This is a genomic window from uncultured Psychrosphaera sp., assembly GCF_947500655.1.
GTDB lineage: Bacteria > Pseudomonadota > Gammaproteobacteria > Enterobacterales > Alteromonadaceae > Psychrosphaera.
In genome coordinates this window covers 248,619-269,451 of sequence record NZ_CANMSK010000001.1, presented here as the reverse complement: position 1 = coordinate 269,451, position 20,833 = coordinate 248,619, and the positions used below count along the sequence as shown (strand labels likewise).

Genomic DNA, 20,833 nt, shown 5'->3' with positions numbered 1-20,833 from the left:
TTAAACATCAATTTCTTTAATTAGCTTTGTTTTTTTACCGTGGTTGATTGATATATACCCAAAACATTGAAGCATGATTAAGCTTTCTCTTAATTGTTGCTTTGAATAACCTATAATTTCCTTGAGAATATCTTGACCCGGTAAAGCTTCATTAAGTTTAATATTACCTTTTATGTATATAACCAAATTCTTGAGTTTTGGATATTGATTTAACATGGTTACAAAGTGCTTGTTATTCATTTTTGAATTACCTTTAATTACTAAAGGAGATAAGTTATCCTTGCGTTGTCTACACGTTCGGGCCTATCTCTGGTTTATTTACCTAATGTTAAGTCCATTAGGTTCCTGTCATTATCGACAGGAACCTATAATAACACCAACCAACTGGTTCGACCAGTGAAAGTTATTTATACGTTTCTACTTTTCCATTCATGCCGTGAATACTAAGTAAGCTGTTTAAATTAAATAGCGCGCTTGCAAACCTCCCAAAATTAACCTAATATTTCCCATGTTGAATAAATCCGCTCAGTTTACTGGCGGATTTTTTGCGTTTTAGCGTATTCAATTCACTCCGATGTTGTTAGTTATGTTTGCCCGGTCAGAAATGTCCGGGCTTTTTTATGCGAGAAAGAAAATGTCTAAATTTTATTACGGTGTTACATCAATACCAGAAGTTAAAGTATTAGCTCGTCGCGTTCGTGATGCGCTTGGTGGTAGTGATGCAGTTCTTTCTCAAATGATTGAAACAACATGCGTTGAAACTAAATGTGGAATGTTTCCTGATTCTCATCCTGAGAAGTTGGGTGTTGGCCTGTGTCAACACGACCAAATAGGCTTAGACGACATTCAATTAAATGGTGAGCAGAGACACTTTGATATTGTTCAAAATGTATTTGGCTACGATATCAAAAGCGTAGAACTAGAAGATTTAGCGTATGACCCATTATTATCTCTAATTTGCTGCCGCTTGTCTTACAAACGCATACCAGAATCAATACCAAAGGATTTGAATGGTAGAGCTAAATACTGGAAAGAATATTACAACACAGAAGCCGGGGGCGGCACTGTTCAGCATTATCTAGAAAGTGTTGAGGAATGTTTAGGAAAGGAGTGGGCATGAGTTCTAACTGGAAAAATACATTAGCTGCGATAGCTCCAACATTGGCAGCTGCTATCGGTGGTCCATTAGCTGGCGGTGCCGTTAGGTTCTTATCAGGTAAGTTGTTAGGTGAAGATGCCACCATAAAAGATTTAGAGAACTTTGTTACTAACGCTTCACCAGAGCAATTGGCAGATGTAAAGCGTTCAGATAATGAATTTAAACTTGAAATGGAAAGAGTCGGAGTGGATATTTTTGCACTTGAAGTTAAAGGCCGTGAGAACGCTAGGCTAAGTCACAAAGATCATCCAATGCCGATGGTTATTTGTTTACTACTTACCGTTATGGTGGCCATTGGTGGATATGGATTGATGACAATCACAGTTCCCAAAGAAAATGCAAATATCGTATTTATGTTATTTGGCCAAGTAGTTACTGCTTGGGGATCATCTATCGCTTATTGGGTCGGTACGACTAAATCAAGTAGCGATAAAAACAAAATAATGAAGGCAGTGCAATGAGCCAACAATCAGCAGAGCAATGGCACATGAAGAAAGAAGTAAATTTGGTTCATATCATTACAACAATAGGTATATTCGTTAGCTGCTTCTGGTACTTCAGTGACTTAGATAAGCGTATTGCTGCTAATGAACAATCAATTAGTTATGTTCAATCGTTAAGGACGGAAGACCAAAAGCGTGTTGAAAAGCAACTAGATAAAATCAATGCCAAATTAGACCGTCTCTTAGAGAGTCGGTAAAGCGTGGGTAATGTGTGTCTAAGCATGATTGGAAAGCCTTACAAGAAGAGTTTTTAATTGCTCATGAAACCTCAGCTGTTAAAGCAAAAGAGTGGTGTGAATCAAAAGGCTTAAATTACTCTAGTGCTCGTCGTTATATAAAAGTTACTAAAGCAGCTACTGAAGTTAAAGAGAAAGTTAAAACAAACCCTAAAGTTAAAAGGGTAAAAGCTGAAAAGACAGGTGTTGTTACTAATCCTGGTCAAAAGCAGTTTGGTAATCAACATGCCGTTACTCATGGCGCATATCGTAAGTATTTTTCAAATGAAATTGGTGAACTAGCCGAAGCAACTAATTTGCAAGATGAGTTAATTCTTTCTAGGGCCAATCTTCACATGGTTATGAAAACCATAGATGATATTAACGAAAAACTAGACACTGAAAAGCCACCCGTTGAAGTAGCGGCAAGGCTGTATAACTCGTTAACTCACGCTCAAAGTGCGTTAGATAGAATTATATTAAGAATTGAGTCATTAACTAAAACGATTTCATCGTTGCATTTAGACTTAATTAATACAGATAAAATTATTGCTGATACTGACAAAAGCATTGAGACAGCAAAAGCATTAAGAATTAGAGCCAAGAAAGATCAAGTTCAAACAGAACTCACAGAGCTTCAAGTTGAAAAGTTCCGTAAAGAACTTGGTGGCGTTAGTAAGTTAGACGACTTTATTGATGAGCTAACCAGTGGTCAAGATAAGGTTGTTGGATAATGCAGCCTAAAACAGCTAAGTATTCTAAAGATACCTGGTTAACACCAGAAGAACGTATGGAACTACGTAGCGATGATGCAGAGCTATTAAAACGCTGTCACCCGTATTTAGATTGTTGGTGGTGGCGATTAAATAATTTGTACATCATTGCTGATGAATACGGTAACGAGGTTCTATTCCGCTGTCGTATGGCTCAAACAATGCTGTTTGTAGTTATGTGGTACCTAAACATAATACTAAAAGCTAGACAGTTAGGTTTTAGTACCGCAATTCAGATATTTATTCTTGATCATGCGTTGTTTAACAAAGACCGTAAATGTGGGGTTATTGCTCAAGGCTTGACTGAAGCAGGCAATATATTTACTTCAAAGATACTTTATCCTTATGAGCGTTTACCTGGTTGGTTGAAGTCAGGTAAAAGGGCGTTAAAGAGTAAAACTGGTTCGTCTATTTACTTTCACAATGATAGTAGTGTTCAAGTTGCCGTTTCATTTCGCTCAGGAACGCTTCAAGTGCTTCATGTTTCAGAATACGGAAAAGTATGCGCCCAATACCCGTTAAGGGCTGACGAAGTCCAATCAGGCTCACTTAATGCGGTTCATGAAGGTTCATTGATATTTATTGAATCCACAGCGGAAGGCGCGACGGGGAATTTCTTTGAAATGTCTGTTGAAGCCATGGATTTGAAGAACTCAGGTTTAGATTTATCCCATATTGATTACAAGTTTCATTTTTTCCCTTGGTTTGACGATCCTAAATATACGCTAGATTTACCATCTAACGGTTTGCGTTTAACCAAATCGCAAGATGCTTACTTTGAAGCTGTTGAATTGGCTATGTCTGTCACGCTGTCAGATAAGCAAAAGAACTGGTACGTAAACAAAGAACGTTCACAAAAAGGGAAGATGAAACAAGAATTTCCATCAACTCCAATGGAAGCGTTCTTAACCTCTGGTCGTAAGGTATTCAACTCAGAAGACCTAATGAGAGCTGAATCACGTTGCTCTAAACCATTAATCGTTTATGAAATGGACCCAACAACCGGCAAACGCAAAAACGTTAATAGTCGTGTCGACTTGAAAACCAAAGCAACTGATAAGTTAAATAATACCGCATTAGGTTATTTGCTCGTTTGGGAGTTACCGGACGAAGACGAAGACTATGCAATCGGTGCTGATGTTGCTGAAGGTTTAGAACATGGCGATAGAAGCTCTTTCGACATTATCGCCAAGTCCGATGGTAGACAAGTTGCAAAATGGTTCGGTCACTTATCGCCTAAATTGTTCGCTCGTTTAATAGCTCATGCTGGAAGAATGTATAACACCGCATTCGTTGGTGTTGAACGTAACAACCATGGTCATGCAACATTGCAAGAGCTGGTGGATATATATCCAACAAGTCGAATTTATAACGAAGAACACATTGACCGAGAAGAAACCGACGAAGAAACCGCAAAGGTTGGTTGGCACACTTCAGCACAGTCTAAACCAATTTTAGTTGCGGGCTTTGATGACCTATTAGCAAATGATGCTGATGGCATTAGATGGCTTGGAACATTATCTGAAATGAATACATTCGTTTATGACAAGAAAGGTCGTATGGGCGCTCAGTCAGGTGCTTTTGATGACCAAGTTATGAGTTATTTAATAGCTCAAGAAATGAGAGCAAGAATGCCAAGAACAATTAAGAAAGAATATATACCTTCGGAACCTAACAATAATCACTGGATGGCTCGTTAAATATTATGGTTGATTACGTTAAAAACAACGCTGATGGTTTTACGCTTACTGAATTAAGCGCATTAATGGGAGAAGTTGAGAACCAACCTAATTGGCGTTCAGCTGCAACTAAGGCGTGTCAGTATTATGATGGTGATCAATTAAGTGAAGCTATCACCAGTGTATTAAGAGAACGTGGACAGCCAAACATAGTTCATAATCTAATTGGCCCCACTATTGATGGTGTTCTTGGTATGGAGGCCAGAACTCGTTCAGATATGATGGTTTCGGCTGATGATATTGATGGAGAAGATTTAGCACCGGCTATTAATGAAAAGTTTAAAGACTTTTGGCGTTTATCGAATGCTGATAGAGCGTGTAGTGATGCTTATGCTTCACAATTAAAAGCTGGTCTAGGTTGGGTTGAAGTAACTAGAAACCCACACCCAATGCAAGTGCCATATCGCGTTAAGTTTGTTCATAGACGTAATGTTTATTGGGATTGGTATGCTGAGGAGATTGATAAGTCAGATGGGCGCTGGAAGTTACACAAACGATGGATTGATATTGATGAAGCGACTGCTACATTCCCTCAACACAAAGAGATCATTAAACAAACTGCAAATCACTGGGAAGATTTTTATAATACTGAACAGTGGGAAAACGAACCTGAGTCATTAAAAGCTGCTTGGCACGATTATGACTCATGGAGTAAAAATCAAACTGAGTGGCTCGATACAGAGCGTAAACGTGTGTTATTGCAAGTTGTTTATTATCGTAAGATCACCCACATTCATGTAATGAAGTTGTCGGGTAATCGCGTTATTGAATACGATAAAAAGAACCCTGTTCATGTTGCAGCGGTTCAAGCCGGTAAAGTTAAATTACAATATGCCGCCATTCCTAAAGTGCGTGAAGCTTGGTTTGTTGGTCCTCATAGAATTGTTGATAGACCACATGAAGCACCTGATGGTCGAGATTCACTAGTTGGATTTGTCGGTTACCAAAAAGATACCAGTGGTGAGCCTTATGGTTTAATTTCACGCATGATACCAGCTCAAGATGGTATTAATGCTCGTGTTATTAGACTGACTTTTTTATTACAAGCCAGGCGAATTATTGCTGACTCTGATGCAACTAATATGAGCAGTAAAAACTTGAGAGAAGAGGTTGAAAAACCTGATGGTTATATTGAATTAAACCCTGAAAGAAAAAACAAAAATTCAATCAGTGAAGTGATCACCATACAAAATGATATCGGCATAGCTGGTCAGCAATTCCAACTTATGCAAAATGATATGCAGTTAATCCAGGATACCGCTGGCGTTTATAACTCAATGTTAGGCCAGGACTCTAATGCAACATCTGGTGTGGCCATAGCAAACTTAGTAGAGCAAGGCACAACAACGTTAGCTGAAATCAACGATAACTTTCATTATTCCCGTACTAAAGTAGCTGAGTTGTTATTAGCTTATATTATCGAAGATATGGCAGATCAAACGAACGTTGATATCACTATTAATAAACGAGACAAAGCCAAGCGCAAAACCATTCGTTTAAATGAGGTTACTGAAGACGGGAAACGTAATAACGATGTTACCAGGTGGAGAGGCCATATTGCATTAGTTCCGATGCAATCCACTGCAACTTGGAGACAACAACAAGCTAATCTACTGACTCAAACCATGGCCAAATTACCAGAGCAAGCGCAAGCAGCGGTGATCCCTATGTTAGTTGAGTTGATGGATCTCCCTAATAAAGAAGAGTTTTTGGACACAATCAAACAAGCATTAAATGTAGTTAAGCCTGTTGAAGACATGGATGAAAATGAACGTCAAGCAGCTGAGCAACAACAGCAAAAGCAAGCTGAACTGGAACAACTTCAATTTGAAGAAGTTAAAGAGAAGATCAATAAGCTTGTTTTAGAGAATAAAAAACTAGAAGCGAGCATTGGTGAAATTGTCGAAAAGTCTAAAACTGAAGCTGCAAAAGACGACAAGCTTTATGCTGAAACAAATGAAATAAATCAGCGTATTGCTCATAACGCTCAGCAAGCATCCAATTTAAAACAAGAGTTGGCTAATAACATTCAAAGTCAGCTAGAAGCTATACAGGTAGATTAATAATGAAAAAGATTAATGAACTAGCATCCGGTCAAGACGAGAGTGGTACCGTAAATATTTCAGAAGTTATGGCTCAGTTTCAATGCCATAAAGTTGTTCATGCTGCAGTTATTAAATTAATTGGTTCCAAGAATGAAAATGGTGATCTTAATATCGTTATTGGGTTACCAGGTGACGATGTAGATATTCCATATATTGCCAAAGCTGAAATGATAGCTAGGCATGATCCTAGTTGTGGTGACTATGTAGTGCTGTATGACAATGATTATGTATCTATAAGCCCTAAAGAAGTATTTGAAGCGGGTTATTCTGAAATCACTTATGAAAACTTAGGTGATGAAGATAATGAGATTTACATACCTACAACGGGCGTTGATCAAATAACTTCATTGGCGGAGGTATGTCATGGAGTTCTTCAGCAGTACGCCAAACCATTTGGTCATGAGTTAAAAGCATGGGCTGAATTGGACAATAAAGAGCAGCAGCATTACATAGGCCGTATAGCTCAGTACATGCTTTACCCTGATGCAAAAGTTAGCGCTCCACATGATGCGTGGTCTATGAGAATGAAGTTAAACGGCTGGAAGTATGGAGCCGAACTTGATGCTAATAAACTTACACATCCTAATATAATTGACTTTGAAATCATGGAACCAGAGCAACAAGCCCAAGACTATATTATTTATGGTCTAGTCAAGGAAACCCTTAATAGATAAACGCCTAAAAGGGGCTGTTTAGCCCCTTTGTTAGTTATAAAAAAACCGCTTGTGTTCTGCATAGGCGGTTTTTTTGTGCCTAGCACAAATTCGCATTGGCAGCGACAAGCCTAAATACAAACAAATATTTCGTAACCATACGATAACTGGTCGATGAGGAAACACCGTGGATTTAGATGACGCTTTAGAAAGTGGCGATGAGGCAGCGATAGAAGCTGCATTAAATGAAATGGAAGTAAGTGATGAAATGCTATTTGGCAATGATGATAGCGATTCAAGCGAAGCTGAAATTTTATCAGTAGAAGATACTGATTTGGAAAAAGTTGACACTCCAACTGAAGTAAAAGACGTAAAACTAACTGAAGAAGTTAAACCGGAACCGTCACCAACTGAAGATAAAGAGTTGAAAACAAATGTCTTAGAGCAAGATGGAAAATTGTACGTTGAAGTTAATAGCGAAAATGCTGAACTGGCATCGAAAAACGGTAAGCACAAATTACCCTATGATGTTTTGCAAGGCGCTCGTGATAAAGCAAAGTTAGAAGCTGAAGCAAGGCTTCAAGCTGAAAGCCGAAGCAATGATTACGAGAAACAATTGTCCGAACAAAAGCAGTTGAATGAAATGTTCACTACTCAGCTTAAAGAATCTGGCTTGGATCCAAAGAAAACGCCAGAGCAATTACTTCAAGACCCTGAAGCAATGGCTCAATTAGCCGAAGATAATCCTCAATTAGGTGAGCTCATTCAATTTTTAGGTTCAAAGGTATTAAACCAAAACGAAAATACCCAAGAACAAGCGCCTGTTGATAATAAGCAATCTACAGAAGGTCAAGACCCTCTGCATATTGCATTAAATGAAACGGCACATCTAAAAGATTGGATGAATAACGATACAGACCGTTGGGAATTCGCCCAACAAGTTGATGACCGTTTAGCTGATGATACATCGTTTAAAGATAAACCAATTAGCGAGCGATTTGCTGAAGTGGAACGCCGTGTTAAAGCTGCTTTTGGTGATGAAGTTGAACAAACTGAAACGCCAGAAGTTGAAGAACCGGAACAACCAGCAACGCCCATCCCCAACTCTCCGACTGATTTAGGTCGACCAACTTCAGAATTAAGTAAAACAGATCAACTCCTTGATAAGTCTGCGGCAGAAATGACCGCGACTATGGAGAATATGTCTGATGCTGATATTGAAGCTGCTTTGGCTGACGTCTCGGATTTTCTTTAGAGAATAAAAGTTATGACAATTTCAAAATCACAAGCTGCCAAGGCATTTGGCGCAGCGTTATTTAGCCATACTCGTCGTCAAAATTCATTTGTAAATATGATGACAGGTGCCGCACCAAAAGCAGTACCAAAAGACAAAAACAACGGTAAAAATCAAACTGAAAAAGGCGCTCCAATCGTTATGATCAACGACTTGGAATCAGAAGCCGGTGATGCTGTTGAAATGGATTTATTCCACAATCTAGTTCAACGTCCGACTATGGGCGATAAAAAACTGGCTGGCCGTGGTGAGTCACTTTCTAAAACAGCGTTTGAATTGAAAATCGACCAAGGTCGTCATGTAGTCGACTCTGGCGGTAAAATGTCGCAAAAACGTACAGCTCACAACTTATTGAGTGTTGCCAAAACATTGTTAGGCAATTACTTCAATGACTTGCAAGATGAAATTGCTATGTATCAGTTAGCTGGTGCGCGTGGTTCGTATGAAGCTGATGGCATTATTGTTCCAGCGTCAGATGATGCAGAGTTCAATGAAATTGTGGTGAATCCACTTCAAGCCGCTACTTATGACCGTCATGTATTTGGTGGTGATGCAACAACGTTTGAAGGTATCGACAGTGCAGATGTTATGTCGTTAGATGTAATTGAAAACATTGCGTTGATATTGGAAGAGCAAGCTAACCCAATGAAACACATTCAGTTTGAAGCTGACCAAATGGCGAATGAATCACCATTTTATGTGTTATTCGTCACACCTCGTCAGTGGGAAGATTTATGGTCTTCTATGACTGATCGTAAAGTTCTAGAGTTACAAGCTCAAGCTTCGAAACGTGGTCAAGGATTTAATCACCGAGTATTTAAAGGTGATGTGATCATGTGGCGTAACATTCTTGTACGTAAGTACAACAAGCCTATTCGTTTCTATACGGGTGATACTGTTGCCGTTGCTGGTAACAATAAAACGGGCGCTACTTCTGATAAAACAGCTGGTACCAATATAGATCGCGCCATTTTACTTGGTGGTCAAGCGTTAGCGAATGCTTATGGTAAAGCGTCTTCAGGTACTCACTTCTCTATGCACACTGAAAAAACCGACCATGAAAATGGCCGTGAGACTTCAATTGGATGGATGAATGGCTTGAAGAAAGTTCGTTTCCAAGATCGTTCAGGTCGCGTAAACGATTACGGCACAATGGTAGTTGATACTGCTATAACGCTTTAATCTTCTTCACAATCAATGGGTGGCATTGCTGCCCGTTATTTTTTATTTGGAAAAATGAATATGAAAACTCCATTTTATAAAGGTGCTCAAGGTAATTTATCTAAGCACATTGTTACTGTTGCGCTTTCTGCTTTAGCTGTAAGTGGAACCAAAGTTATTGCTGAAGATCTGCCATTAGGTACGGAAATCACTTCTGTTACGGTAATTGGTGCCGCGCTTGGTGTAGATACAGCATACAAATTAGATTTAGTAGACCGAGATTCTAATGTAACGGCATTAGTAGCGTCTACAACTTCTACTTCTGCAACGTCTAAAACCGTTCCTTTAAAACCAATTTACGTTGGTGATGAAGGCCCGTCTGACATTGTACTAACTAACTCAGGTACTGGCGCGGCTACGGGTGAGGTGACTGTTCACATCGAATATCGATTTGTTGGTTACTAATTACTAAACCTTTACTTTAAACCTAATTAAAGCCCCATTTGTTTGGGGCTTTTTTATTGGAGAAATACGATGTCAGATAAAACAAAAATTGTTTATGTCGGTAAGAAAAGCCTAAAGAAAGACACTATCACTGGCTCACGATTGTTATTTAAACCTAACGTTCCAGTTGATGTTGATGCGAATGTTGCGCTTCGTCTTTTGCAATACCCTAGAGTTTGGGTTGAAGTTGGGCAAGAAGAAGATGCTTTAGAGCAGCAACAACGAATTGAAGATGAGCGAATTGAAGCTGAAAAACTAGCTGCAGCTAAAAAGGCTCAAGAAGAATTAGAAAACTCTTTGGTTATTTATGGCGCTAATGAAGAAATTATCGATTTAGCAAAATACAATGGCGCTCAAGTACAAACGCTAGCAGAGTCTGAAGAGTTAACAGTTGAAGCTCAACCTAAGCCTGTTGCTGAGTACAAAGTAGCTGTTCGTGATGCAATGTACGTTAAATATGGTAAGCCAGAGTTAACTGTTCCTGATGCAGACCAGGAGTAATTAAATTGGCACAATTGAACGAATTAATTCCGTTAGTACAGCAAAAATGTACTGGTGTACTTGAGTTTATGGCTTTAGAGCACCTTAAGAAAGCATATCGTAAGTTTTGTACTGAATCTAGCTACGTTACTGAGCTTAAAGAGTTAACGAAGGTAGATGGAGTTATAGAGCTTACAGCCCCTGAAGGGTTCTATGTATCTAAAGTTTGCTATATAGATGACCCAAGCGGAACGGAATTGAAAGAGGGTGATGATTATTCAATTACATTGGAAAACGTCATCACACTTTCGGATAGCTATGACACTGTAATCGTCTGCTGTTCAATTGTGCCGATTATTTCAATGCCAAATGATTTTACTATTTCCACTCAAATAATAAATAAATGGCCTGAACAAATGGCAGCTGGTGCCGCTTCCTCATTACGAGCATTACCTAATACAACTTATTCTGATATGGCCAAAAGCCAAGATTATGATCGAGAGTTTACTGAAGGTTATAGAGAAGCTTATCAAGCTGTTCAGCAGGCGATATCTAATCGCCATATTAATTCAAAATCTACTAGAGTCTTCTTCTAATGCCTTCTACTACTTCAAATAGTTTACTGGTCGCTGTTAATAATTCCCTAAACGACCCTGGCTACATAAAGTGGCCAAAGCAAGAATTGCTTGATCATTTAAATGATGCTCAAAAAGCAATTGTGATACGCAGACCTGATGCGTTCACCGTCGACATTGACGATTTCAAATGTGTAGCAGGAACAAAGCAAATTATCCCCGTTGACGGTTTAAGGTTAATTGATGTGCCAAAAAATGAAATGGGGAAGCCTATTAAAGGCCCGTTCGACAGAGAAATATTAGACGATAATATTCCTAATTGGCATTCATTCAACACCTCAACAGTTGCAGAGGTTTACATTTATGATGAACGTAACCCTAAAACATTTTACCTTCACCCTGGCGTTGCAGAAGACACTTTGATTTCGCTGGTTTACTCAAAATCGCCTGACATTATCACGCTAGCTGAAAATGATAGTGCCGAGACACCTTCAACAATTGTTGTAGATGATGCGTACAAGAACGCTATTTATGAATTCATGCTTTATCGTTGTTATGCCAAAGATGCTGAGTATGCAGCTGATCCCAATAAAAGTTCAATGCACTTTACTGCATTCAGAAGTGAACTTGGTGAAAAGTCTCAAGCTGATGGTGCAATGGCCGGAATAACTAAAGATTAGGCTTATTTATGATGTATCGAATTAAAGCAGGAATGACCGAGTTCAAGGTAGGTATGTAATATGTCAAAAAGAGCTGGGGTATGGTATCGACTTGGGGCTGTTAATGTAACTAGTGGCAGTAATGAAGTTGTTGGCGTAAACACTGATTGGTTAAATGAAGTTTTAGCAATTGGAAATGGTGATTTATTCACGCTAGATGGTAAGTCCTTCTATGAAGTTTCAGATATACCTACTGGTGAAAAAATTGTGTTACATGACTTGTATGATGGTGATTCAATTGAAAATACTAAATATGCGATAATTCGAAGTGTATCTGGAACAATTAATACTAGATTAGCCGGTCAAATTGTTAAGCAGTTCAACCAAAAACAATTGTTTTTAGATGAACTGCAGAATTGGTTTTCATCGACAGAAGTATCAGAAGTGTTTACTGATAGCCGCGGTGAGACCAGAGAAGCTTTAACATTGAATGAACTAGAGTCGAGATTTGGTAAATTCCATAATGGAACTGTGTTTACCGAGTTTGTTGACTCAGATGATGAGTTGACCACGATAGATATTTTATCAGGTATGTTTTTTAAAGTTGATTTGAATGTGCCTTTAACATCAATTGCTTTCACTAACACACCTAGTTCAGAGACAGAATCAGTTCAGGCAACAATAATGTTAAAGCAAGTGACAGGTGCTAACCTGGTTGTTTGGCCTGACGGTGTAAAGTGGGCTAATGGTAGGCCTCCTGTTTTATCATACAAAGCAAATACTGAAGACATAATCGTTTTACTATGGGTTGGAGGTGATCCAAATCCATACGGTTCTTTTAAGTCGGGGTGGCTCAGTGCTTGATTTAGGCTTAGTTAATCAAAATGTACTTTCGATAATTGAAGGTCACGATAGATTCTTAAAAAGAAACACCGGTTTAACTAATGATGCTCAAGTCGAGTTTTTTGCTATTAATCCGGATGGTGTTTTAAATAATAATAGGCACTTCTTACAAAAAACTCAGATGGAGGGGAAGCCTAATGCAGATGCAACAACTGAAGGCCAATCTGTTTTAATTTTGTCATATATTTATTGTTATATGGCAACAAAAGATCCTCAACATTTAGAGAGCGCAAAAAAGTATTGGGATGCGTACGTAGCTTACTGGTATAACGGCCAACCTATCCCTGAAACAACACAACGATGGGTCTGTAATTGGATCATAAACGGTAAAGAACCCGTGTTAGCAAACTACCCATTGAATGAAACAGCTCCAACACATGGCGGTTTTAAAGGTATAGAATTTGATTTTATTGATGGGTTAACTTTAATTCCTCATGGCGCTCCACATTGGGGTGAGTACATGGATATAGGCAAGTTTGCTTTCATAGGTGTTCTTTCGTTTGATTCTATAAAAGCATCTGTAAAACAAGAAAACCCTGATGGCTCAACTAATTGGGACGAAGATGGAATTCAGTATGATGTAGATTGGATCATAACCTGGGAAGGTAAAAAAGTTAATTGGGATGGTAATGTACTATCTGAAGGCCATACTCTTGAAGAAGTAGGCACAGTACAGTTAAAAGATATAGTAACAGGTACTTTAAAATTTAATTATGCTACTAGAAATCCGGTAGAGCATGGCGGGTATTTAATAGGTCGTAATGAATGTATGCATAACAGACCATTACATGTGCCAGTTAGTGCAAATAACGGTTTTTTAGGTAATGCAGCTGATGGTGAAGTTTGGTTTCTAGATGCATGTTATTTAATGCATAAAGTGACCGGCGAGCAAAAGTATTATGATGCCCTGCAATGTGTTTTATATACAGCTCATGAATATACGTTAATTGATTCAACAGACAGATTTTTTAGAAAAGATGCCGCTGCACGAACTCCTTTTACTGATGGCATATCTTACGATTATACCTACCCATCTACTGAGCCAGAATTTAGTAGGGATGAAGACGGATATATACTAGCTACTTTAGCTGGTGGTGAAGATGTAACTCTAGAGCAAAAAGCCATAAAGTTTAGAATAACCAAAGACTCATTGTGTCAGGTCGTTTGGGGAGGTGTGACCTCAACAGGTACTTCTTTAAAAGCCGATATTGAAATGGATATTACAAGACCAGGCAGTACGGTAGAAGATTCGTATGTAGTAAATGTCCCTGAGTCGACCAGTGCTTTACCTGTAGATTACCGAATCCCTTTATCTAAGTTCTCACGAAGAAAAACTGATGAAGGTGAAGACTATATTGTAGCAAAAGGATCTGGCGTAACAGACTATGGTACGTGTACTTACCAAGATAGTTTTGAAACAGATATACAGGGAGTAAATATCACAGCCCGTGATTCTAACGTAGTAACAGCGTCATTCCCTGATGATGATGGCGGTTTTATTATTGGTTTTTGGTTGCTTGAAAACAGTTTGGCACCTATTAAATCTATAACTTACAAGTCAGATACTGAGTTCGATTTACGTGTTGAAGATGATAACTTATGGCGATGGTATTGGCTTCTACCTAATACTCGTGGTGTATGGACAACAATAGATTTATACCCTGAGGATATGATACTTAATGGTTATCAGCCGAATCATGAGGATGACGAAGTTGAACCTTTAGCACCTTTATTTACCACATTAGAAAGTCTAACTGTAGTTCTTGAAAATTCCAGCGATTTAAACAAAACATTCACATTATATTGTGTAAATGAAATACCTCCGTTATTTACTGAAGCCGATGGTTATACAAGCAAATTTAGTATCACAATATCATCACCTGATGAACTCGGGTATACGGCTGTAATTGGTGATTGTACGATGCTAGATTACAGGAATGATTCACTCGCATACACTCCTGGTCTAATACCGTTTTCAAACATCTATGAATCAGACTCCGAGCAATTTGGGGCATGGCACGGTTTACCATATCCCGGTTATCAATCACCTACTATGTATTGTTTAGGCTTCTCTGATAATGACGATGTAAAACTAAATAATGTAGTCGATTTTCTATATGACTCGCAACAATATCACTATGACTTGTTTGGTGTTTTAGGACCTGGTGCTTCTGCTTATATTTGGGATCGTTGGGATAACCTTGAGTATGGACCAGCTGATACATTTACTATGTATCATTGGGGTGACGGTCATGCATGGTCGGGGTATCAACCTCGAGCATTTTCTTGGGCATGTCGCGCATGGCAAGAGCTGGTTGAACGAGGGCGTGAACCTCCTGAAAAGTTAGTTATTTACTGCGAAAACTGGATAAAGTGGTTAATTCAGTTTGCTATAGATGGAAATGGTATCACTCCCTCGGAGTTTCCTTCTGATTCTCCAAGCATACCAGTAGAAGATGATTTTAACGCTGCAATGTGTGGCCTTTGGTTATCAGGTTGTAGCTTAGCCGGATTAGCCGGTTGCCAGTTAGATGGTCTAGAAGAATTTATGGGCGCTTGCATTGCTGAAATGGAAGATAACTATGAAGTTATTAGTCATAAAGTAGACCATCCGATGAATGGTACGTGGAGCTCTTGGGCATCACCTAATGACAATGAAGGACAGTACTACGGTTTCCACGGAGCAGAGGCAATGAAAGGACTGGCTCTTTATCTATTGTATAAGCAATCAAAATAATCTCTCACTTAAGCAATTATTACCATTTTCAAATTAGTTGAATCCTATTATGCCTATAATTTATTTAGAAACATTTGCAGGTGAACGACCTAAATTAGACCCTCGTTTATTACCAAATGAAGCTTCACAAGTAGCGTACAATTGCCATTTTGATAATGGAAATTTGTCGGCTCTTTACGATTCTTCGGTTATCGATATTGCCTTAGATGCAAAAACCAAAACAATTTTTAAGTACTTAAATACTCATTGGTTCTCTTGGGAAAGTGACGTTGACGTTGTACCAAGTTTAATTGCTAATGATCCATATCAACGTCTGTACTTCACTGGTGATAGCTATCCTAAAGTCACGAATAATGAAATATTTGATGGCATTACAAAGCCTGCAGTTTCTTATAAATTAGGAGTTCAAGCGCCAGAGATTGCAATTATTACAGCTGTAACCGAATCCACTGACCCCGACGAAGACATAAACGATAATGAAGAGCGTTATTATACGCATACTTTTGTTACCGGGGCTGGTGAAGAAGGTCCACCTGGTGATGCTTCAGAAAAAATAATTATTCAATTTCCAAATGATAGTGAAACATTTGTAACGTTGTCATTTTCACCACCGAATGAAAATTTATCAAATATTACACATCGTAGAATATATAGAAGTGTAACGGGTGGTGGGCTTTCTGATTATTTGATGGTTGCTGAGATCCCAATCGCTGATGTTGAATATATAGATGAGTTATTAGGTGAAGAGTTGGGGTTAACTCTAGATACCTATGATTATGAAATGCCACCGTCCAATCTTGAAGGTTTGTGTTCAATGGCTAATGGGATAATGGTTGGGTTTACTGGCAACACTTTGTACTTTTGTGAAGCTTACCTACCTTATGCATGGCCATCAAAATATCAAAGAACAACGGAGCACAATATTGTTGCTGTCGTACCTATGGGGAATTCTATAGCTGTATTGACTGAAGGTTTTCCTTGGATCTTCTCAGGATCAAGCCCTGATAGTATATCAGGTTATAAAGTTGAAAGTGCGCAAGCGTGTTTAAGTAGAAAGTCTGCTCTAATCGTTGGTGGTGTTGTTATGTATGCAAGCCCTGATGGTTTAGTAGCATTGGTTTCCGATGGTGCTGAAAACATTACAGGAAGTATTATCACCAGAAAACAATGGCAAAAATATGAACCTAAAACTATCAAAGCGTTTAATCAGGAAGGGCGATATTTAGGTTTTTATGGTGATAGTGAATGTTTTATTTTTGATCCTGTTTCAGGCGATTTTCGTCATTTATCTCAAGAATGTATTTGTGGCTTTAATAGCTTACTGGATGACACATTATATTTGTTTAATGGTACCGAATTAAAAGAATGGAATTCATCATTAACGAAACTATCTTACCGATGGCGTTCTAAGGAATATCGTTTTAATGATACAAATTTCGGTGCTGTATTAATCAGAGGTGAGGAGTTACAAAAGGCTGGCTTTAAACTGTTTACAGATGGAAAAGAAATCTTACATCTAAAGCCAGGCAAAATTCCTGAAGTAGCATTTAGAATACCGAGTACTAGAGGACAGTTTTGGGAATTTGAATTGTATGGCGATACCGATATTCAATCAATAATCATAGGATCTTCTATGTCTGAAATTAAACAGGTGATAAATGGCTAGTGCATTTTCGGGTATTAAGAGAACAGGCCGTCAAGATTCATCGCAGCAATCTATAATTGAAAACGTAGAATTACTTACAGGACAAAGAGGTGGAGGTCTAAATAGAGCATTATTGTATAGTGATTTAGTTAATCTTAATCAGTTACAGAAACAAGCTTTGGCAAAATCTATAACGTCTAATAAAACTAATCCAGGCGGCTTGCCAATTAGTAATGTTGGGATCGAGCGGCCACATAAACCTGTCAATTTTACAGGCCAAGGCGGTTTTACATTTATTGCCTTGCAGTGGGATCAACCAACATATAGAGGCCATGCATATACTGAAATATATCGATCAGATAGTGATGACTTTTCTACTGCCGTTCGTATTGCAACAGAAGTAACGACAATTTTTAGTGATCAAGTGAACATGGGGGCAATGTATTACTATTGGATAAAGTTTGTTAATGAAGTTGATATGGCGGGCCCAATTTCAGGGGCTGATGGTTTGGAGGTACAAACACAGGAAAGTGCTGAACACATCTTGAATGAAATAGGTGGAATGATTGAAAAGTCTCACTTAAGTAACTTTTTTGGACAGTCACTTGAGGATGAAAATGAAAATATTGACATTATTGCTGAGAATATCATTAGTACAGCATTAAATGGTGATGTTAATGCAATGGTGGAATTATCTAGACAGGCTGTTTTCCTTGAGGAAACAGAGCAATTATCTAATGATATTTATGCGACTAGTAGAAAATTATCATTACTTAGATCTTCATTTGATAACGCACAAGCAACGATTATTAATGATTATTACACTAAGGCGTCAGCTAACGAAGCAATTAGCCAAGCTAGCACAACGTTAAAATCTGAAATTGAGGATGAAAATGGTAATAGTGTTGCTGCAAATCTTAAAACACTCAGTGAGACTGTTGCTACCAATGATGAACAATGGGCTATGTGGGCAGTTAAAACTCAAGTTGGGGATATAACAAGTTCATTCGGATTAGTTAATGATGGACGATATCCGATTTTTGCCATTAAAGGAGCAAAGCTAGCAGTAATTACCACACAAGACCCAGAGGATTTAACCCCTATATTTTCTGTTGTTGATGATAAAACGGTAATGACAAACGCATTAATAGACCAGGCATTTATACAATCATTGGTAACTGATGAACTATTATCAAATCGCATTACAGTAGATTCTATTTTTAAAACACCATCAATAAACTATGACCCAGAAACTGGCGTTAGGTCTAACAACTTCTCCATAGATCCAAATGGTAATATGGTTGCGAAGTCAGCTGTATTAGATACCGCCACATTACACTCTGTTACAATTAAAGATTCAGCTGGCAATACTGTTTTTTCTTCAAGTGGGAAAATAAGCTCTAGTAATGTTGATGGTTTATCTTTGGCAATAACGACTAAAATAACTAGTGCTTATGTAAAGAACTTGTTAGCAAACCAGATACTAGCGTCGAGTATTTATGCTAAAAATATTGAAGGTGATGTTTACGACTTAAGGCACTACGGCACTAGAAGCAGTGTGATTCAAACTATAAAAATATCAGCTCAATCCACACAAATTTTCGCAGGAGCGATTAACACATCAGATATAGCAAAACAATTAGTAATAGGCGCGGTTGCGATAGAAGTAAACGGTTTTAAAGCTGACTATGATGAAACTAATGATGTGTCGGTTTATTTGGAATATTATTTAGGTAGTGTAAAAAAATACACTTCAACTACCCAAATAGTGAGCTCTTATGATTTTGAAGAAGTAACGAAATTGCTTATATTTCCTAGTGTTTCACCTATAAGTGTTTCTAAACAAACGAGCAATACTGCTTTTTCGGTAAAAGTCATAACAGATGCAACTCGAACTGTAAAAGCTGGTCAAATAAAGTTAGCGGAGTCAGTACCAGTGTCTAGTTTTATTCCAGGAACAAGTTTGTCTTAATGTTAATGAAATCCCTCCCAGTTTAGGATAGTATTTTACCACGATGGAAAAACTCCAATTAAAACGGTGTGATTGGAATATCTATAAGCACCAGTTAAAACCGACTATTGAACAAGTCGGCATCAAAGGGAACTCCCCTAATATATATAAAATTATCGACGAAGCCTGCTCAAACGAGTGGGCTTTTTTGTTTTTATCACCTGATGGTTTTGTGGTTTTAAGGCCAAGACATTCTGATTTTACATATTTAGAACTCTTGTTTGCATACAACAAATCAACAAATTCACTAAGCACATATACGCCGACATTAGTTTCAATTGCCCAATCAATACATGCTGAATACCTAGAGTTTATTACCTTTAGAAAAGGAATGAGCCGAGTTGCTGTGCGCGAAAATTGGAGTATGTGTGGAATTATCGATAACAGTACAATTTGGCGTTATTACTTGAGGAAAAATAATGAATAGCTCGAATGAAGTTGAAGAAACAGCTTACGAGAAAGAACTTGCAAAAGTGATGGGGGAAGAATGGGAGTATTATAAAACAAACATCGTACCTATTGAAAATCAAGTGATATCGGAGGCTCTAAGTAGTAATGATGAGGGGGTATATAATGAGATTTCAAAAAATACCAATTTAGCTACAACAACGTCTAACTCTAAATCCTTAGCAGCTGTCGAATCAAATTTACAATCATCAGGTGTCGACCCAAGTTCTGGAAAATACAAAGAAACAACTCAAAAGTTATCTGATCTAAATGCTATCAATTCAGCTAAATCGCAAACCTCATCGGAAGTTCAAGGCCAAAATCGTTATATCGATAAACTAAGTAACGTTGTATCTATGGGGCAAGGAGAAGCCACTGAATCAGTATCTAGTTTAAATGATTTAGCTGGAGACTCACAACGTCAAGCGGCCAGTGATAGCAGCATTAATCAACAAGAAGTTAATAACATTAACGGAGCTATTGGTGCTGTAGGTGGAGCTGTGTTTAGTAACTCTTTAAACACACCTAGCTCTGAAACATTAGGATCATCCAGCGAGGGATATTCCAGTGAATACATGAATAATTTTAACGGGGGAGGATAATCGTGTTTTCATCAATAGGAACAAATAACCAAGAAGAGAGTACGGCTGTCGAAGAAAGCACTAATAGTTTCCAAGATATGCAAGCCGATTTGACGAGAGAGCAATGGGAAGATTATAAAAATCGATATATACCCATTCAGAACAATTTAATTGCATTGTCACAAAACGATACGTTACTTCATGAGCAATTGGAGCGTAACGATGTAAACATAAATAATTCTTATCGACTCTCAGATCTTAATAATTCAGTGAAAAGAGGTCGCTTTGGGCTTGATACTTCAAAGACGGAACAAGGAAGTACAAACTCAAATCTTTCCAAAAGCTTAGCAACGGCTTCATTAAATAATGAAACTAGACAAGCTAACGAAGATCTTCAAACCAAAATAATAACAGGTCAGGGCGGTTCATCCGTCACTTAACTTAATAAGGTATTTATTATGTCTTTACTAGCTGTTGGTAAATCAACTAAAAACAGAGCAAACACCTCCCTTAAAAGTTTAGCTGATATGGAAAATAACCGTGAAATGCAAAATGATCAGTTAGATGCTCAACATAAATCTAATCAAGTGAGTGGAGCCACTAGTGGTGCAGTTATCGGCTTTCAAGTGGGCGGAGTTTATGGTGCTGCCATAGGTGGAACTATCGGATTACTAGCAGGTTCAATTTAA

General features: G+C 38.2%; 22 protein-coding genes. 21 read left to right on the top strand and 1 reads right to left on the bottom strand.

The annotated features are described in order from the left end of the window. Entirely contained in the window at positions 1-240 is a 240-nt protein-coding gene (locus Q0940_RS01165; RefSeq protein WP_299262907.1) for a GntR family transcriptional regulator, read from the bottom strand. A 394-nt stretch (positions 241-634) separates the two neighbouring features. Between Q0940_RS01165 and Q0940_RS01160 the strand changes: the two genes are divergently transcribed. The 21 genes from Q0940_RS01160 to Q0940_RS01060 all read left to right on the top strand — a co-directional run bounded on the left by Q0940_RS01160 (position 635) and on the right by Q0940_RS01060 (position 20,833). Further along, the gene (locus Q0940_RS01160; RefSeq protein WP_299262905.1) at positions 635-1,120 is read left to right on the top strand and encodes a hypothetical protein; all 486 of its coding nucleotides are present in this window, start codon (positions 635-637) and stop codon (positions 1,118-1,120) included. Further along, entirely contained in the window at positions 1,117-1,620 is a 504-nt protein-coding gene (locus Q0940_RS01155) for a hypothetical protein (RefSeq protein ID WP_299262903.1), read from the top strand. Before Q0940_RS01160 ends, Q0940_RS01155 begins: the two co-directional genes overlap by 4 nt. After that, positions 1,617-1,859, top strand: a complete 243-nt coding sequence (locus Q0940_RS01150; protein WP_299262901.1) for a hypothetical protein — start codon at positions 1,617-1,619, stop codon at positions 1,857-1,859. Before Q0940_RS01155 ends, Q0940_RS01150 begins: the two co-directional genes overlap by 4 nt. A 14-nt stretch (positions 1,860-1,873) precedes the next feature. Then, positions 1,874-2,611: a hypothetical protein gene (locus Q0940_RS01145; protein WP_299262899.1), complete on the top strand. Its 738-nt coding sequence runs from the start codon at positions 1,874-1,876 to the stop codon at positions 2,609-2,611. Continuing rightward, positions 2,611-4,350, top strand: coding sequence for a terminase (locus Q0940_RS01140; protein WP_299262897.1), 1,740 nt, complete (start codon positions 2,611-2,613; stop codon positions 4,348-4,350). The genes Q0940_RS01145 and Q0940_RS01140 overlap by 1 nt, the downstream gene beginning before the upstream one ends. A 5-nt stretch (positions 4,351-4,355) precedes the next feature. After that, positions 4,356-6,452, top strand: coding sequence for a hypothetical protein (locus tag Q0940_RS01135; RefSeq protein ID WP_299262895.1), 2,097 nt, complete (start codon positions 4,356-4,358; stop codon positions 6,450-6,452). Between the two features lie 2 nt (positions 6,453-6,454). Further along, the gene (locus tag Q0940_RS01130; RefSeq protein WP_299262893.1) at positions 6,455-7,168 is read left to right on the top strand and encodes a hypothetical protein; all 714 of its coding nucleotides are present in this window, start codon (positions 6,455-6,457) and stop codon (positions 7,166-7,168) included. Between the two features lie 166 nt (positions 7,169-7,334). After that, positions 7,335-8,402 carry a hypothetical protein gene (locus tag Q0940_RS01125; RefSeq protein WP_299262892.1) on the top strand — a complete coding sequence of 356 codons (1,068 nt, stop codon included), beginning with the start codon at positions 7,335-7,337 and terminating at the stop codon, positions 8,400-8,402. A 12-nt stretch (positions 8,403-8,414) separates the two neighbouring features. Beyond that, the gene (locus Q0940_RS01120; protein WP_299262891.1) at positions 8,415-9,623 is read left to right on the top strand and encodes a N4-gp56 family major capsid protein; all 1,209 of its coding nucleotides are present in this window, start codon (positions 8,415-8,417) and stop codon (positions 9,621-9,623) included. Between the two features lie 60 nt (positions 9,624-9,683). After that, complete coding sequence (locus Q0940_RS01115) at positions 9,684-10,067, top strand: hypothetical protein (RefSeq protein WP_299262890.1); 384 nt, start codon at positions 9,684-9,686, stop codon at positions 10,065-10,067. A gap of 69 nt (positions 10,068-10,136) precedes the next feature. Next, complete coding sequence (locus Q0940_RS01110; RefSeq protein ID WP_299262889.1) at positions 10,137-10,607, top strand: hypothetical protein; 471 nt, start codon at positions 10,137-10,139, stop codon at positions 10,605-10,607. 5 nt (positions 10,608-10,612) lie between these two features. After that, a complete protein-coding gene (locus Q0940_RS01105; RefSeq protein WP_299262888.1) occupies positions 10,613-11,182 on the top strand; it encodes a hypothetical protein in 570 nt (189 codons plus the stop codon). Further along, positions 11,182-11,841, top strand: a complete 660-nt coding sequence (locus Q0940_RS01100; RefSeq protein ID WP_299262887.1) for a DUF6682 family protein — start codon at positions 11,182-11,184, stop codon at positions 11,839-11,841. Before Q0940_RS01105 ends, Q0940_RS01100 begins: the two co-directional genes overlap by 1 nt. A 60-nt stretch (positions 11,842-11,901) precedes the next feature. Beyond that, complete coding sequence (locus tag Q0940_RS01095) at positions 11,902-12,684, top strand: hypothetical protein (protein ID WP_299262885.1); 783 nt, start codon at positions 11,902-11,904, stop codon at positions 12,682-12,684. After that, positions 12,677-15,460: a phage tail protein gene (locus Q0940_RS01090; protein ID WP_299262883.1), complete on the top strand. Its 2,784-nt coding sequence runs from the start codon at positions 12,677-12,679 to the stop codon at positions 15,458-15,460. The genes Q0940_RS01095 and Q0940_RS01090 overlap by 8 nt, the downstream gene beginning before the upstream one ends. Before the next feature lie 49 nt (positions 15,461-15,509). Beyond that, the gene (locus Q0940_RS01085; RefSeq protein WP_299262881.1) at positions 15,510-17,126 is read left to right on the top strand and encodes a hypothetical protein; all 1,617 of its coding nucleotides are present in this window, start codon (positions 15,510-15,512) and stop codon (positions 17,124-17,126) included. Continuing rightward, entirely contained in the window at positions 17,119-19,077 is a 1,959-nt protein-coding gene (locus tag Q0940_RS01080; RefSeq protein ID WP_299262879.1) for a hypothetical protein, read from the top strand. Before Q0940_RS01085 ends, Q0940_RS01080 begins: the two co-directional genes overlap by 8 nt. Positions 19,078-19,120: 43 nt before the next feature. After that, a complete protein-coding gene (locus Q0940_RS01075; RefSeq protein ID WP_299262878.1) occupies positions 19,121-19,543 on the top strand; it encodes a hypothetical protein in 423 nt (140 codons plus the stop codon). Beyond that, positions 19,536-20,165, top strand: a complete 630-nt coding sequence (locus Q0940_RS01070) for a hypothetical protein (protein WP_299262876.1) — start codon at positions 19,536-19,538, stop codon at positions 20,163-20,165. The genes Q0940_RS01075 and Q0940_RS01070 overlap by 8 nt, the downstream gene beginning before the upstream one ends. 2 nt (positions 20,166-20,167) lie before the next feature. Further along, positions 20,168-20,584, top strand: a complete 417-nt coding sequence (locus Q0940_RS01065) for a hypothetical protein (RefSeq protein WP_299262874.1) — start codon at positions 20,168-20,170, stop codon at positions 20,582-20,584. 18 nt (positions 20,585-20,602) lie between these two features. Then, positions 20,603-20,833 carry a hypothetical protein gene (locus Q0940_RS01060; RefSeq protein WP_299262872.1) on the top strand — a complete coding sequence of 77 codons (231 nt, stop codon included), beginning with the start codon at positions 20,603-20,605 and terminating at the stop codon, positions 20,831-20,833.

Excerpts from the sequence above, each read along its gene's own strand:
- Q0940_RS01165 (WP_299262907.1), bottom strand. The coding sequence starts at position 240 with ATGAATAACAAGCACTTTGTAACCATGTTAAATCAATATCCAAAACTC.
- Q0940_RS01160 (WP_299262905.1), top strand. The coding sequence starts at position 635 with ATGTCTAAATTTTATTACGGTGTTACATCAATACCAGAAGTTAAAGTA.
- Q0940_RS01155 (WP_299262903.1), top strand. The coding sequence starts at position 1,117 with ATGAGTTCTAACTGGAAAAATACATTAGCTGCGATAGCTCCAACATTG.
- Q0940_RS01150 (WP_299262901.1), top strand. The coding sequence starts at position 1,617 with ATGAGCCAACAATCAGCAGAGCAATGGCACATGAAGAAAGAAGTAAAT.
- Q0940_RS01140 (WP_299262897.1), top strand. The coding sequence starts at position 2,611 with ATGCAGCCTAAAACAGCTAAGTATTCTAAAGATACCTGGTTAACACCA.
- Q0940_RS01135 (WP_299262895.1), top strand. The coding sequence starts at position 4,356 with ATGGTTGATTACGTTAAAAACAACGCTGATGGTTTTACGCTTACTGAA.
- Q0940_RS01130 (WP_299262893.1), top strand. The coding sequence starts at position 6,455 with ATGAAAAAGATTAATGAACTAGCATCCGGTCAAGACGAGAGTGGTACC.
- Q0940_RS01120 (WP_299262891.1), top strand. The coding sequence starts at position 8,415 with ATGACAATTTCAAAATCACAAGCTGCCAAGGCATTTGGCGCAGCGTTA.
- Q0940_RS01115 (WP_299262890.1), top strand. The coding sequence starts at position 9,684 with ATGAAAACTCCATTTTATAAAGGTGCTCAAGGTAATTTATCTAAGCAC.
- Q0940_RS01110 (WP_299262889.1), top strand. The coding sequence starts at position 10,137 with ATGTCAGATAAAACAAAAATTGTTTATGTCGGTAAGAAAAGCCTAAAG.
- Q0940_RS01100 (WP_299262887.1), top strand. The coding sequence starts at position 11,182 with ATGCCTTCTACTACTTCAAATAGTTTACTGGTCGCTGTTAATAATTCC.
- Q0940_RS01095 (WP_299262885.1), top strand. The coding sequence starts at position 11,902 with ATGTCAAAAAGAGCTGGGGTATGGTATCGACTTGGGGCTGTTAATGTA.
- Q0940_RS01085 (WP_299262881.1), top strand. The coding sequence starts at position 15,510 with ATGCCTATAATTTATTTAGAAACATTTGCAGGTGAACGACCTAAATTA.
- Q0940_RS01080 (WP_299262879.1), top strand. The coding sequence starts at position 17,119 with ATGGCTAGTGCATTTTCGGGTATTAAGAGAACAGGCCGTCAAGATTCA.
- Q0940_RS01075 (WP_299262878.1), top strand. The coding sequence starts at position 19,121 with ATGGAAAAACTCCAATTAAAACGGTGTGATTGGAATATCTATAAGCAC.
- Q0940_RS01070 (WP_299262876.1), top strand. The coding sequence starts at position 19,536 with ATGAATAGCTCGAATGAAGTTGAAGAAACAGCTTACGAGAAAGAACTT.
- Q0940_RS01060 (WP_299262872.1), top strand. The coding sequence starts at position 20,603 with ATGTCTTTACTAGCTGTTGGTAAATCAACTAAAAACAGAGCAAACACC.